We start from the raw sequence: 14,691 nt of genomic DNA, 5'->3' as shown, positions 1-14,691 counted from the left end.
CGCAGCGACCGAAGACCCGCTCGGCGTAGTTCTTTCGCGAGCCTCGAAGGAGGAACTCCTTTCTCCCAAAGTTCGGAATAGAGCTTCCATTCCTCCTCATCGGCACCGCCCCTGGCGCTACCGACTTCAGACCGAAAGACCTCCAAGGAGTTGTCGTCACCCTCCACACGCCGACTCCAAGCCCGTCTGTAGGCGTCGATTATGTGCTCGCTATTCCGAGCTTCGCCACTCACGTCACTGCCTCCCATGACGACGCTGGTACAGAGGAATAATGTTGAACTTGGGACGGAACTTCCAGAACTTCCAACCCCAGTTTCCGATACCGATTCTGATCCTGATGCGATGCAAGTAGTGGCCCCGCGGCGGGGTCGCGCCGTGCGCCCTCATGATATCAGTTGCAATGTCGGCCGCGATGGACATGAGGATGTCGACCACGATCTTGACCACGGTCCCCCAATTCGGGACCTTGCTCACATACTTAAGACCCTCCGAGATCAAATCGGTGAAGCGCTTAGCGTTCCTAATACGTTTCGCCCATTTTGCGGCATTCTCTGGCTTAATCTTCTTGTTAAACAGCCACTTTGTCGCCAGGCCGGGCAGGTCGGCAAGGTTGATCGGATCCGCGGGGTAAATGTAGCTATTGTCGTTGCCTCCCGAAATTGCGTCGCGCGACAGAAAACGGCCGGTCGTCGGATTATAGAGCCGCGCTCCCATCAGCATTAATCCACCAACAAGGTTGGCGGGTCGGGCCGCGCCGCCGTGCCACCCATAGGTCTGCACAGCACCCGCCTGCAGCCCTCCGAACTCATCGAACTCGCTGAACGGGCCGATGGCAACATTGCCCTCCATATCCGTGCCGGCTCTGAGAACCAAATGGCCCTGAAGATCCGCGAGATCGAATATTGCTGGCCCTTCGTCGAGCTGCTGGCCAACCAATGTCCCAAACGGCCCGGTCAGGTTGCGGCTCCACGTGACAGAGCCTTCCTCGCCCGTTGAATCTCCAGCGATGGTCGTGGACCACGCTGGCGAATCGCTCTCATCCGAGAAGTGGTTGAGCGTTCGGACCGGGGTGGCGCCGACGTGTTGCTCGATTACGGCTATGCGGTCCGCCGGGTCAAGTTCGTACGCGACGCCATTCTCCGCTAGCGGATCAGTTGACGCTTCACCTTGGGCTAGGGAGGCGACCATGTCATTGGCGAAGTACCGAACGTCGACCTCGCCTCCGGCAGGCATGTTCGACGCTTCGCCTGGAATCGTCCGCGTGCGGCCGAGCGCGTCGTACGAGTACCCGCCCGTGATCCGATCTGCTGCATCGAACGCGGACGCGATGGTTGTCGGAGCGCTTCCATCACAGCGTCCGCTGGAATCGGCTCCGCTCTTTGTGAGTGCGTCGCGGTTGGAGTCGAGGCTCAGGCTGTACTCACGTCGCTCACACATGCTCTGCTCAACCGGTCCGACTCCGGACGTGTCATCGACGCGCACCAAGCGGTCCCGCCGGTCGTACCGGAACGACCGGTCTGACCCGGGGGTCACCGACGTCCGCACACGGTCGGAGATGTCGTAGGTCTGGCTGAAGGAAACGACTTCTTCGCCGACGGTGTAGGCGAGGTTTGTCGGGTTGTCGGCGGCATCGTAGGTCCACCGGGCGGTAATCCCGTTCGGGTAGGTCATCGTCGCTGGCGCGCCCCTGGGCGTGTACTCGACGGTAAACTCGTCGGCCTGACCGTTTGGCAGGTCGACGTCGAGCCCGGTAACGAGGCCGCGATGCTCTCCGCTGCCTTCGTACGAATATGTGTATCCGCCCTTGCCGTCGTTATGCGTCGACAGACGACCGGCCCTGTCGTACGTCTTCGTGCTTGTGTTTCCGCTGCTGTCTGTACGGCTCTTCTCGCGTCCCCACGAGTCATAGGTGATCGAGATCGTCGACTCGTCGTTGGAGATCGCCGTGAGCGCACCTGTCACCGTGTCATAGGTGTAGTTCGTCCTAGCTACGGCGCGGTCTCCCGCCGGCGCGTTGTTGACAATGGTGTGCTCGGACGTGATGTGCCCAGCGTCGTCAAACGTATTGGTCGTAACCCGCTCGATCTCGTTGGACGGAGTCGTCGGACTGGGGTCGCGCGATTCTTTGATCAACGTCGGATTGAGCTGGGGGTCGTAGGCGGCGTAGAGCGTCGTAGGCACGCTCGCTCCGCTCGCGGGCTGTCCCGCGGGTCCCGTGAGGCACTCCTGTCCGGCCCACTGGGGCTTGTTGCGGCATCTGGAGTCACGAGCGCTGTCGTCGGCGGTGTAGTAGACCGTGATCGTGGAGCGGGGATCAGTTCCGGCTCCGTCGTGGCTTGCGACCCCCTGCGGCGTGCGAGTCTCAATTTCCTTGCCCTCGGTGTCGTGCCGAGTGAGCGTGGTCGACCAGTTGCTTGGCTGCGCCTTGTCACCACCGAGCCACACGCTGGTGCGTGTAGCGACTCCGAGTTCCCAGCCATTGCCGTCGCCGTTCTGGACGGGGTCATAGCGGTAGCGCGTGACCTTTTCGTCGTAGTACGCGCCGCCCCAGAGGTCGAGCACGCTTGATGTCTCCTCGACGACCAGATTGCGTGGGGTCTCTGGTTCATCGGCTGGCCGGCCAACGATCAGTTGTGTCTGCGTTGTCTCATCGTCGTAGGTGTAGGAGGTGACAGGACGTCCCTGGACAACCTCTCCCGACTCAGTCACGACCGCGCGCTGCGGGCCCAAGATCGACTCGACGCGGGTGCCGTCGGCGTTGTACCCCGTGATGGTGCTGAGATCGATCGCCTCGGTCGTGCGTTGCGCGGGATCGATGGCGAGGATCCGGGCGCGTGCCGCGGCGTCGATTGCCCAGGTGACGTTTCCGTGCTTGTCGTATCCGTAAGAGTCGACGAGCCAGTCGCCAGCACCGTAGACGGCGGTGTTGGTCGTGTGTCCCTCGACGTCGTAGTAGGTCAGTGACGCATACTTCCAGTCCCGCTCCGCGGGAGCGTTCGGGCCGAAGACTGCGGCGCCAGCGATAGGTGCGTCTGTCCCGCCTTGGTCCCAGGCTGTGATCGCCTGCGGTGTCAGGTCGGGCAGGTCCTCGCCGGAGGTCGGTACTTGGTAGACGATCTCCCAGCGTGCTTTGTCGTTGGACCCTGGCAGTGTGCGTTGGACCTGGTCGAGTCGGTCATTGTCGTCGTCGTAGCCGAGTTCCCACGTTTCCTCTCCGGCGGGCGTGACGCTAGAGAGCCTGCTCTGATCTCCCGAGCCGCTGTAGGCATAGGTCGTGGCCGCACCCTCCCCGTCGGCGTTGGTAACGCGGGGATCGGCTACTCCCGTGAGCCTGCCTTCGTCGTCGTAGCTGTACTCGGCGACAACGGTCGATTGCGGACCGGTGGTTGCGTGGACGATCTCTGCCACGCTCGTCAGCCGTGACCCGAGACCGCCGGAGATGTCGGAGTAGGTCAGATGCGTGTGGCGACATCCGACGTCCTGGCTGGTCTCGCTGCACGCCAAGGTCGCCGAGACGGGTGTAAAGATGTCGCTGACCCTGCCCTGTGGGTCGTGTCCGAAGGTGGTGGCACCCACCTCGGCAGGGCCGGTCACCGAGGTCAACTGCCACGCGCCGCCGCCAGGTGTGGCGGTCCAAACGGTGATCGTGCCGTCGTCCTCACGTAGCCGCAAGCGCCACTCCGACATGCTGGCCTCCAACGTGAGGGCGCCAGTGATGTCGCCGAATCCCTTGACGAACGTGAACGTCCCGGTCGACCCGGCCGCGATCGGCCCGGCTCCGGTTCCCCACAACGTCATCGCCCCGTCGGCGGGCTCGAGGACGAGCAGGCCGAGACCGGTCAGGTCGTCGCGAACCTCGAGTCCCGACGTGGCGCCTCCACTCCCAGACAGGTCGGCCGCCCAGCCCGGGCCGAGCACACTCGCGGCATTGGTTGCCGGGCCGCTCATCGAGCGGTAAGTGCGCCCGATTCCGGCTGCGTCGGAATCCTCGACCATCACCTCGCCCGAGTACAGCGATACTGTGCCTGGGCCCACCTCCGCGACAGGAAAGGAGTCCCCAAACGCCCCGGGAATCAGCGAGACGGTGCGTGCGGGACCGCATTTCATCCCGCTCGTTGTGGAGTCGAAGCACACCCGCACGTCAATCAGAGCCGGTGACGGCACCGCGTCCTGCCTAGCGTCCCAGATCAACTGTCCCGTCGTCTTCATGGCCCCAGCCAGCTGCAACGTGCCGTCCCAGTCACCACCATCACGCTCGGTCAGCGCATCGACGGGCGCCCACGCCGCCGAGCTTCCACTGGCACGCCACTCGAGAGTCAGCTCGTCCACGAACCCCGGACCGTGCGCCTCAATCGCGAAGGTAGATGTGGACCGTTCACCACCGACCGGCGCCACCAGGCTGGCCGCACCGACACCGAAACCGAAGGTGATCGTCTGGGACTTGTTGCCGGCGCGGTCCGCGGAGTAATACTCAATCTGCGTCGCACCCGACTCGGGGATCGCGATCGCGCCTGTGCTTCCCGTGCTTGTCTTCCACGCACCGTCGTTCAGGCGCCACGACCACGAGACCACATCCGCCGAACCCCCGAACGTACAGGTCGTGCTCGCGGCCGGCCGCGTGTCGTACCACACTCCGTTGGAGTAGCCCGGGCACGAGATCGTCGCCGTAGGCACGGCCGTGTCGACTGTGAAGGTGGTTGACGCGGAGTAGTTCTTCGAGATCAGACCTGCTGAGTCCCGAGCCCGCGCCTTCGTGGTGTACACCCCGTCGGTGTTGAGGGTGTAGGAACGAACCGAGCTTCCGTTCGACGACACCGCCGACCCCGCCAGGCCGGACCATGAGCCCGCCGGTCCCGACACGTCGAACAGACCGGTCAGCGTGCCACCATCGGGGTCAGTCACCTTAGAGGACACGTTGAATGTCTTCTTGTTCACGTACGTGACACCGCCGTAGGTGGTCGCACCCACCACCACCGGCGCCGCCGCCTTGTTCGGGTAGGAGTTGTAGGTGACGCTCATCCGCGGGCGGGTGTCAGTGTTCGTGTGCTCACTGGAGCGGTACTTGCGCCACGTCGCGTTACTTGCCTCATTGTCGGCAGCCACCCGAATGCCATTGTTTGCGGCGCCATCTGCCCACGCCTGGACAATGGCCGTAGCGTCCCATGAAGCCTGGTTCCCATCGGCGTCGCACGAGGCCGAGTAGCCGTAGGCGGGAGCGAATGTGCTCGAGCCGGTCGACGTGACCGTCGGCTGGTTGTCCCAGGTCAGGTCCCCGACCGCCCAGGTCTCGGTGATGCGGGCGATCCGGATCGCCGAGGACGTGCACGAGCCGGAGTACCAGTTCCGCATCTTGAACGTCGCCGACACGATGTCCTGACCCGATCCACCATTGTCATTGAGCATTCCGATGAACTTCACGAACGACCGCGCCTTGTGCCCGCCGGCGTCATAGGTACCCGCCCGCAATTCGGTAGAGCCACCCTGGCTCGTCGTGTAGCCGGCGTTCTGAACCCACGAGTCGCCGTTGGCGTACATCGTGTACGACGGATCGACCGTCACCGGGTACACCGTCGCAGGATCCGACAACCAGTGTGCATCCGGCGACAGCACCAACGTCTGCTTCTCACTCGCACCGCTGCCCGAGGCCTCGACCGCCGCCTCAACCGGCTCGACGTTGTTCGGCAGATCATCATTGCCCACGGCGGCGTCCCACATGAGCGGTTGCGGAGCGGTGACGACCTTCTTGCCGTCGGCCTTTACCACCAGCGAGCCGCTGTCGTTGACAGTCAGCTCTCCATCCGGGATCTGCAGCGGGATCGGAATCTCTAATGGCTCCGTCGGTGCCGCCTGCAGCACCACCGAGTGTGAGAACCCCGTCGGCAGCGCCTGCACCACCAGGTCGCCGTTCTCCAAGGCTCGCGGATAGGTAACCGTGTCACCATCGACAACCGGCTTCGGGAGCGCCGTCGGCCAACCGAAGCTCGACCTGTTGCCCTTCTCGTCAGTCACCGTCGCAAACGTCTTGTCGCCGCCAGGCGAGAACACCACATCCGCCGACGCGTACCTCGCAGTTAGTCCCGTAGCTCCTGCGATGGGCACAATGGTGGTGTCGATGTCGTGCCAGGCTCCCGCTTCGTCGACGACACGCACCGGACCCGATGCGGCCTCCTGCGTCCACGTCCCGTCAGGGTTCGCGAACAACTGCGTTGACTCGGTGCGCGCCGACAGATCCTCGACCTTCTCGTCAGCCAAACGCGCCGCCAGGGCCGCCGACACCGCGTCCGGACGATCCTGGACTCCGTCACGATCCGAGTCCGTCACCACCACGGAGGGCGATGGCTCCTCCGGTTCGGTGAGTGCGGCCGCCGAGGATGCCGGGCCCAGGGTTCCCGCGACCAGCGCGGTGGAGACCGTGATGACAATCGATGCGACCATCCGCGACGCTATACCACGAGTGACCATTTCCAACCCGACCTGTCTTGCAGTAGTCACCCCAGCGGTGACCCAGGTGGTGAAAACTAGCCACACTGCGACCGTCGTTGTCACCCCGAAATCAGCCGATGATCAAGAACCAATCAAAACTTGTCATCCGCATGACAAACTCAAGCTTCCCAAATTGGACAAATGGATTGAGCGTGGTCCAGTGGGGCTCGCCGAGGATCGATGACGCTGCCGCAGGCATGCGCTCAGTGGGAGTCAGCCAGTCACGCATCACCGCCAACGACCCCGTCGTCGTCTTGAACGTCCGCGTCTCACCATGCCGGCTCCCACGCCGCTTCGGTGACGGTGTGTGTCCGGACCCGAGTCCTTGCCGACATCGAGCCCTTCCGGGCGACGTCTTGGTCGTGAGGGTCGCGGCCGAGCGTGACCGGTGGGGGTGGTCGCGGTGGAGGTGTTGTTTGAGCGGGCAGCCTCGGCGTAGTCGGCAAGGTCGATCCGGAACGGGACGCGAAGTTCTTCAGTCGAACTCCCCGGCAGGACCTCATTATTCGCCTCCAACTCCTCTCGGCCAATGAACGCCGCGCGGTACACCTGGCAGACGTACTGGGCAAGTGTCGACTTGCCCTGACCGGGAACGCCTTCTACGAGGGTCAACGGCGGGGTCGCCTTGTCGAGAAGATGATCGGCGACGTGTTCTACGTCGCGAAGCGACATCGTTGTGCCGCGGGGAGCGCTCGTCCTATGTGCGGTCACGTCGACGAACAGATCGCTTAGCAGGTCGCTGACGAGATCGATCTGGCGGAACTTCAGGCGTTTGTCTCGCGACCAGTGCGTGGCCACGTAGGTGACGAGGATGTCCTTCTCACGCCGCTCCCCATCCTCCAGATTCATCGAGGTCAGAAGGGCGAAGAGCGCGTCGGTGCCCGCGAGCATGTCGACGTAGGCGAGTTTGATCTCCCAGGGCGCATTGTCGACCCAGGCGTCGAGGTCCGATGACCAGACGCAGGACATCTGGACCCTGTACTTCTTCGACAGCGCGGTGAGTTCCTTCTCGACTTCGTCGCGCGAACCCGAGCCAGGCGCGGCTCCGCCTTCAACGTTGGTCATCAGGATGTACCGGGTGCACCCCTCTCGGACGAGGCGTTCGATATTCGCCGCCTCCCCATTGATCTGTTGCTTTATCCACGTGGCCCTCTTCTTGCGGCGATCACCGGAGAACTTCACCTGAAGGATCGTCCGGTTCTCACCGGTGCCGGAGACCATGTCGCGGCCGCCATCTTTCTCGCCCACCGGAAAGACGGACACGTCCGCGAAACGGTCGAGCACCAGCGCGGCGCACAATTGCTGGAAGCGCTTGTCTCCGAGACGCTCATAGGCTCCGGTCGGTCGATGAGGGTCAATGACGTCAGCAGTGCTTGGTGTCGGAAGGTGATGTCCATCCGACCGTGTCGGCCGCTGACGGCACTGCCATCCCAACCCGGGCAATAGTCGATTGCGGCCTCCATCACTACGGCTTCGACAATCCGCTCCGGACAGGAGCTCCGAGGTGTACCTGAGTTCAGGGGGTTGCGTCCACCCCCGTCATCAAGAGTCGTCTTCCGAGGAGGGCGAGGGCAGTCAATCCTGGGGTGAACGTCGACGGACGGAGGACGTCATGACTTCACTCCTGCTACGGCCGATCGAAGCGGCCGAACAGCTCGGCATCGGCCGCACGAAGCTCTACGAGCTGATGAGCGCCGGCAAGCTCGGCTACGTCCAGATTGGAGCACTGCGCCGCGTCCCACTCGCGGCGCTCGAGAAGTTCATCGCAGACAATTTCGCTTCCGTGCACCAGGATTCGAGCGATGCCCCGCACGCCACCGCCGATCTGTGACCGGGCGGGGTGCTTCCGCGCGCCGCTCGTCCAGATCGTCGACCTCGCTGGCGTATCGCAAAGGCTCTGTCGTCGGCACTGCCGTGACGTCCTTGAGGCCACCGTGTTCTCGGCGCCGACGCTCCCGAGCCTGGGACGCTTGGGTGACCCCGATGCCACTGTAACGCTGCCCATCGTCCTGACTCGGTGGGACGACGCGAGCTGGGTGAGCGAGAGTGCCTAGCAGCAAGCGCCGCAGTCGTGGAGAAGGCGCCGTTTATCAGCTTGAGAACGGGCGGTGGCGTGGCGCAGTAGACCTCGGATGGGTCAACGGCAGCCGGCGACGCAGGTACGTGCGTGGCGTGACCAAGGCCGAGGTTCTCAAAGAGATGCGCAAGCTCGTGCAACAGGCTGAGGAAGGCCGGTTGAGCACCGAGCGAATCCCAACCCTGGAGCAATGGATGCAACGCTGGCTCCACGATGTCGCGTCGGCGACGGTTCGACCGACGACGCTCGCCCGGTACGAGCAGGAGATCCGACTCCACGTGGTTCCGGCCCTCGGTCGCATGAAGCTCGATGCACTCAGGCCGCATCACATCGCCGGCCTCTACCAGGACAAGCGCTCGGAACTCTCCCCAGCAGCATCCGCCGGCTGCACGCGATGATCTGACGCAGCCTGACGATCGCCATGCGCTGGGGTCTGATCCCCACCAACCCTGCCCAAATGGTGGATCCGCCGCCGATGACCCGCACCACCATTCATCCCTTCACCCGCGAGGAAGCCGAGCGATTCAGCACCGCGGCTGCTGACGACCGCCTCGCGGCACGGTGGCTCATCGGGCTTCTCCTTGGACTCCGTCAGGGAGAGGCCCTCGGAATCACCTGGGACAACATCGACATTGACTCACGGACACTCACGGTGAGCCACGCCCTCCAGCGGACCGACAACAACTTCCAGCTGGTGGCGCCTAAGACCAAACGGTCAGTCCGAGTGCTCCCGCTGCCTGTCGTCGTAGCCACTGCTCTGGAGAAGCGGCGGACGGAGCAGCAGGCGGAAGCAGAGCGCGCGGCCCAGCTCTGGAAAGGCAACGAGCGCGGTCTCGTCTTCACCACCCACGTCGGCTCACCGATTGAGCGCAGCAACGACTACCGCGCCTTCCAAGCGCTCCTGCGGCGCGCCGGTCTTCGCAAGATTCGCCTGCACGACCTGCGCCACACGACCGCCAGCCTCATGCTCGAGCAGGGCGTGCCCGCCCGGGTCGTGATGGAGCTGCTCGGTCACTCTCAGATCAGCCTGACCCTGGACACCTATACCCACGTCGACAAGCGCCTGCTGGCCGACGCTTCCGCGCTCATCGAGCGCCTGATCGGAGGCGAGTGAGATGCCGTTGGCTGCCAGTTTGGCTGCCACGGCCGAGATTTCGGCCCTCGCCGGGACCGCCCCGCAGGCAACCTGCGCCGCTTACCTGCACAAACACCTGGAGCCGGTGACAGGAGTCGAACCCGCGACATCCTCATTACAAGTGAGGCGCTCTACCAACTGAGCTACACCGGCAAAGCCTCGTACGAGCCGAGGCCGCGCCCATCTTAGCCGCCGACGCTCTGTGCGGAACGCCGCGAGGTCGCTCCGAGCTGGACGACGAGGCCGACGACGAAGAGGACGACCAGCGCCCCGTACCAGAGCCACGACGGGTCGGCGAGGCTGAAGGCGTGGTCGATCTGCTGGTCGTTGATCTCGCCGACCAGCAGCATGACGCCGGTGAGCGCCAGCGTCGCACCCGACCAGGCGCTCACGATGACGAGCAGCAGCGCCGGGAGCGAGGCGACCACGGCGATGATGACGAGCACCGCGGCGACGATGATCCCGACCGTCGTGAACACCCAGTCCTTGTCCGCGCCGAAGGCGTTCGCGAGGAAGACGCCGAGCACGTAGCCCATGGCGCCGACCCAGATCACGACGCCGAGCCAGTACCAGGCGTAGGCCAGCACACCGAGCACGAGCGCACCGACGATGGCGGCTACCCAGCCCCAGGTGGTGCCGAGCAGCTCACCACCGGCCTGGCCCTGCACGAGCTCTGCGCCCAGGAAGAAGCCGACGACCGCGCCTGCCAACGCGATCAGCGCGCGAAGCGCGGCGCCGCCCCAGAAGACGAGGACGACACCGAGCCCGAGCAGGATCAGCGCGAGAACCACATCGTTGGTGCCAGCGTCATTCATGGGCCGAGCCTATGCGACCTTCAGTGTGCGGACAGCCGACCTGTCAAGCGACCGTGTCGCTCCGCGCTCGCCCCACGGAGCCCGGTGATCTCGACACGCTTGCCCTTGCGCGCGTACTTGGCCGCGATGGCGTCGAGCGCGGCGACGGTCGAGGCGTCCCACACGTGTGCGGCCGAGAGGTCGATCCGTACGCGCTCAGGGTCGTCGGCGTACGAGAACTGCGTGTACAGGTCGTTGCTCGAGGCGAAAAAGAGCTCGCCGGTGACGCGGTAGACGGCGACAGCCCCGTCCTCCTCGTCGACGAGCGTGCGCTCGGTGGCGGCGACGTGCGCGACGCGGCGGGCGAACAGCGTCGTCGCCACCAGAACGCCGACGGCGACACCGATCGCGAGGTTGTGCGTGGCGACGGTGACGAGGACCGTCGCGACCATGACGGCGGTCTCCGACCGAGGCATCCGGCGCAGCGTCGACGGCCGGACGGAGTGCCAGTCGAACGTGCCGACGCACACCATGATCATCACCGCGACGAGTGCGGCCATCGGGATCAGTGCGACGACGTCACCGAACCCGACGACGAGGATCAGGAGGAACACTCCGGCCAGGAAGGTGGAGATCCGGGTGCGCGCACCGGAGACCTTCACGTTGATCATCGTCTGGCCGATCATGGCGCAGCCGCCCATCCCGCCGAAGAAGCCGGTGATGACGTTCGCGGCGCCCTGGCCCCACGTCTCGCGGGTCTTGTCCGAGTGCGTGTCGGTGATGTCGTCGACGAGCTTGGCGGTCAGCAGCGACTCGAGGATGCCGACGAGCGCCATCGCCAGCGCGTACGGCGCGATGATCTGCAGGGTGTCGAGGGTGAACGGCACGTCGGGGACGAACCACGCCGGGAGGCTGTCCGGGAGCGTCCCCTCGTCGCCGACGTTCGGGACGTCGAGCGCGCCGACGACGGTGAAGGCGGTCAGCGCGACGATCGCCACCAGCGGTGCCGGGATGATCTTGTTGATCCGCGGGAAGCCGACGATCATCGCGATGCCGACCGCGACCATCGGATAGACGAGCCACGGGACGTCCACGAGGTGCGGGAGCTGCGCCAAGAAGATGAGAATCGCGAGGGCGTTGACGAACCCGACCATCACCGACCGCGGGATGAAGCGCATCAGCTTCGCGACCCCCGCCAGGGCGAGGAGGATCTGGATCACGCCGCCGAGCAGCACGGTTGCGATGAGGTAGTCGTACCCGTGGTCGCGCATCACCGGGGCGATCACCAGCGCGACCGCACCGGTGGCTGCGGAGATCATCGCCGGACGGCCGCCGAGGAATGCGATCGCCACGGCCATCGTGAACGACGCGAACAGGCCGACCCGCGGGTCCACGCCCGCGATGATCGAGAACGAGATCGCCTCGGGGATGAGCGCGAGCGCGACGACGAGCCCGGCCAGGACCTCCGTACGGAGGATCTTGGGCGACCGCAGCGCGTGCACGACGCTGTGGTCGGCGTGCGAGTCGGTCGAGGGCAGGGGTGAGCTCACGACGATGCTCCGTTCGAGGGGATCCGAGAAGAAGGTGGGGCGGCGGACGGCCTGTCCGCACGCGACACCTCCCGTACTGTCGTTCGACGGTACGGGAACGTGTCCGCGAACAACTATCGTCCGACGGGTGAGTCTGCTGCGACGTCCCGGGGTCCGGCGAGCGGTGCTCGGATGCGGACTCGTCCTCTGCGTCGCGGTCGAGCACGCCGTGATGAGCGGCACCGCCCTTCCGGCGTCCCAGGGCTGGTGGGCTGCGGTCGGGGTCATCGTGGTCGCTGTTGCGCTGCTGATCCGGGCGCGACTGCCAGAGGTGGCGCTGGCACTCGCGTTCGCGCTCGTCGACGGCGGCCGTCGTGGTCGCCTCGCTCGCGGCGCTGCTGCTGCTCGACGCCCTGGTCAACGACCCCTCGTGGTCCGGCTGGCTCGGCCGCGGCGGTGCGCTGATCGGCAACACGATCCTGTTCATGGGGCTCCCCTGGCTGTGCGGGCGCTACCTGCGCCAGGTCGCGTCCCACCACGCCGCGGCCGTCGAGCACGCGCAGCTGCGGGAGCGGGCCCGGATCGCACAGGAGATGCACGACTCGCTCGGCCACGAGCTCAGCCTGATCGCGCTCCGCGCAGGGGCCCTCGAGGTCAGGTCAGGGATCCCGGACGAGGCCCGGCAAGCGGCCGCAGCACTTCGATCCGCCGCAGCGGACGCGACGGACCGGCTCGGCCAGATCGTCGGCGTGCTTCGGCCGGGCGAGGAGGAGGTCCCGCTCGAGCCTGCCGCAGCGAGCATCGCCGAGCTGGTGGAGCGCGCCAGGGACTCCGGTCTCGACGTCCGCCTCGAGGGTGCTGCCGACGCGCTCGCGCCGTTGCAGCAGGTCGCCGCCCACCGCGTGGTCCAGGAAGGGCTCACCAACGCCGCCCGGCATGCACCGGGCGCACCCGTGACCGTGCGTCTGGAGCGTGGCCGTCAGGCCGTCCACGTCTTCGTCCTCAATGGCGCCGCGCGCGAACGACCGCGCCATGGCATCACGAGCCGACTCGGGCTGGCCGGACTCGACGAGGCGGCACGCGCCGCCGGCGGCTCGCTGCGCCACGGACCGACGGGAAACGGCGGGTTCGCCCTGGTCGCAGAGCTCCCGGTGACAGACCGGGCACGTCGCAGCGCCGCCGAGGCGACCTCGTGATCCGCGTGGTCCTCGCCGACGACGAGGCGATGGTACGGGCCGGGGTGCGGGCGATCCTGGAGACGGATCCCGCGATCGAGGTGGTCGCCGAGGCAGCGGACGGCAGAAGCGCGGTCGACGCCGTGCAGCGGCACCGGCCGGACGTCGCGCTGCTCGACATCCGGATGCCGCGCATGGACGGCCTCGCCGCCGCTGCGGAGATCCGGCGCACGGTGCCCGAGGCGGGTGTCGTGATGCTGACGACCTTTTCGGACGACGCCTTCATCGCCCGCGCTCTCGGCGACGGAGCGAGCGGGTTCTTGCTGAAGTCCGGCGATCCGCGCGAGCTCCTCGCCGGCGTCCACGCGGTCGCCGACGGCGCGGCATACCTGTCCCCGACCGTGGCGCAGCGGGTGATCGCCGAGATCGGCGCCGGTGCCGGTGACCGCATGGCGCGAGCGGCCGAGGCGCGTGCCAAGGTCGCGATGCTGACGAACCGCGAGCGGGACGTGATGGCGCTGGTCGGCGCCGGGCTCTCCAACGCCGAGATCGGCCGCCGGCTCCACCTCGTCGAAGGCACCGTGAAGGCCTACCTGAGCAGTGCCTTCGGGCGCCTCGGTGTGCGCAACCGCGTGCAGGCAGCCGTCCTCGCCTACGAGGCAGGGCTCGTCGGCGAGGACGTTTAGGGCCTCCCCTGCTGGGCCGTCAGGCGTCGCGGCTGCGGAACGCGGCGTACCCCGCGGCCAGGACGACGCCCGCCCACGCGGCGAACAGCACGAGCGCGCCGCCCTCGCCGTACGGCAGCTGGTCGTCGAGGCCGAAGAGGGTCGCGATCCCGATGCCGAGATATTCGGTGCCGGCGGTGCCCGGAAGCCAGAAGGACATGTCGACCATCAGGTCCACCCCGCTCATCATGAACACCAGCGGCACCAGGAAGAGCACCAGGAACGCTCCGACGAGTGCGCCCGCGGTGCTGCGCAGCGCGACGGCGAGACCGATGGAGAAGGCCACGACGACCGCTAGGTAGACGCTGACCCTGCCTGCCGCGGCCGCGACCTCACCCGCGTCGAAGACTCCGTACTCACCTGCGGTCAGGTCGGCGAGGACGGCACCCAGCACCGCGAGGAGCGCCCCACCGACCAGCGCGACCACCTCGACGACGACCAGCTTCGCCACGAGCACCCGCCCACGTCGCGGATCGCACTGCAACGTCGTCCGGATACTGCCGGAGGCATACTCCGAGGTGACGGTCAGGAGCGCCAGCGCCACCAGCGCGAACTGCGAGAACTGCAGCGCCGTGAAGACGACGTCCTCGACGTGCAGCAGCTGTTGCGCGTACGAGAGGTCAGGGTTCGGCTGGGCGGCGTCGAAGCCTGCCGGGACCGCGTAGAACGCGACCAGGAACACGGCACCGACCAAGCACCACCAGGTCGAGCGAACCGACCAGAGCTTGGTCCACTCCGACGCGATCGAAGAAGTCATGTCGCTCATGTGGCCT

The 14,691-nt window shown here is 66.1% G+C and carries 10 protein-coding genes and 1 tRNA gene; 5 read left to right on the top strand and 6 right to left on the bottom strand.

All coding sequences use genetic code 11. The features are described 5' to 3' along the window. Positions 1-234: 234 nt before the first annotated feature. Together H4N58_RS03005 and H4N58_RS03000 are read right to left on the bottom strand one after the other, a co-directional pair. Positions 235-6,435: a DNRLRE domain-containing protein gene (locus H4N58_RS03005; protein ID WP_167001472.1), complete on the bottom strand. Its 6,201-nt coding sequence runs from the start codon at positions 6,433-6,435 to the stop codon at positions 235-237. A 276-nt stretch (positions 6,436-6,711) separates the two neighbouring features. Continuing rightward, on the bottom strand, positions 6,712-7,767 hold the full coding sequence (locus tag H4N58_RS03000; RefSeq protein WP_182397135.1) for a hypothetical protein: 1,056 nt from the start codon (positions 7,765-7,767) through the stop codon (positions 6,712-6,714). Between the two features lie 328 nt (positions 7,768-8,095). On the opposite strand from H4N58_RS03000, the gene H4N58_RS02995 reads away from it, so the two are divergent. The 3 genes from H4N58_RS02995 (at position 8,096) to H4N58_RS02985 (ending at position 9,674) form a co-directional block, all read left to right on the top strand. Further along, the gene (locus H4N58_RS02995; RefSeq protein ID WP_167001471.1) at positions 8,096-8,314 is read left to right on the top strand and encodes a helix-turn-helix domain-containing protein; all 219 of its coding nucleotides are present in this window, start codon (positions 8,096-8,098) and stop codon (positions 8,312-8,314) included. Positions 8,315-8,655: 341 nt separating this feature from the next. Continuing rightward, on the top strand, positions 8,656-8,958 hold the full coding sequence (locus H4N58_RS02990) for an N-terminal phage integrase SAM-like domain-containing protein (RefSeq protein WP_167001470.1): 303 nt from the start codon (positions 8,656-8,658) through the stop codon (positions 8,956-8,958). 23 nt (positions 8,959-8,981) lie between these two features. Beyond that, positions 8,982-9,674 (top strand): site-specific integrase, encoded by a 693-nt coding sequence (locus tag H4N58_RS02985; RefSeq protein ID WP_167001469.1) that lies wholly within the window; start codon positions 8,982-8,984, stop codon positions 9,672-9,674. Between the two features lie 98 nt (positions 9,675-9,772). Here the strand turns inward: H4N58_RS02985 and H4N58_RS02980 are convergent. From H4N58_RS02980 to H4N58_RS02970, 3 genes are all read right to left on the bottom strand, one after another. Further along, a tRNA-Thr gene (locus tag H4N58_RS02980) sits at positions 9,773-9,848 on the bottom strand. Positions 9,849-9,880: 32 nt separating this feature from the next. After that, a complete protein-coding gene (locus H4N58_RS02975) occupies positions 9,881-10,510 on the bottom strand; it encodes a DUF4203 domain-containing protein (protein WP_167001468.1) in 630 nt (209 codons plus the stop codon). 20 nt (positions 10,511-10,530) lie between these two features. Next, positions 10,531-12,039, bottom strand: a complete 1,509-nt coding sequence (locus H4N58_RS02970) for a SulP family inorganic anion transporter (RefSeq protein ID WP_243842872.1) — start codon at positions 12,037-12,039, stop codon at positions 10,531-10,533. 353 nt (positions 12,040-12,392) lie between these two features. Here H4N58_RS02970 and H4N58_RS02965 point away from each other — a divergent pair, with 353 nt between their 5' ends. Both H4N58_RS02965 and H4N58_RS02960 read left to right on the top strand, forming a co-directional pair. Beyond that, on the top strand, positions 12,393-13,214 hold the full coding sequence (locus H4N58_RS02965) for a sensor histidine kinase (RefSeq protein ID WP_167001467.1): 822 nt from the start codon (positions 12,393-12,395) through the stop codon (positions 13,212-13,214). Further along, the gene (locus tag H4N58_RS02960) at positions 13,211-13,879 is read left to right on the top strand and encodes a response regulator transcription factor (RefSeq protein WP_167001466.1); all 669 of its coding nucleotides are present in this window, start codon (positions 13,211-13,213) and stop codon (positions 13,877-13,879) included. Before H4N58_RS02965 ends, H4N58_RS02960 begins: the two co-directional genes overlap by 4 nt. Positions 13,880-13,898: 19 nt before the next feature. Here H4N58_RS02960 and H4N58_RS02955 read toward each other — a convergent pair whose 3' ends face one another. After that, the gene (locus H4N58_RS02955; RefSeq protein WP_167249074.1) at positions 13,899-14,684 is read right to left on the bottom strand and encodes an ABC transporter permease subunit; all 786 of its coding nucleotides are present in this window, start codon (positions 14,682-14,684) and stop codon (positions 13,899-13,901) included. Between the last annotated feature and the right edge of the window lie 7 nt (positions 14,685-14,691).

It is taken from the genome of Mumia sp. ZJ1417 (assembly GCF_014127285.1).
Lineage (GTDB): Bacteria > Actinomycetota > Actinomycetes > Propionibacteriales > Nocardioidaceae > Mumia.
Note: the sequence above shows the minus strand (reverse complement) of the source record. Positions and strands in the feature narration are given on the sequence as shown.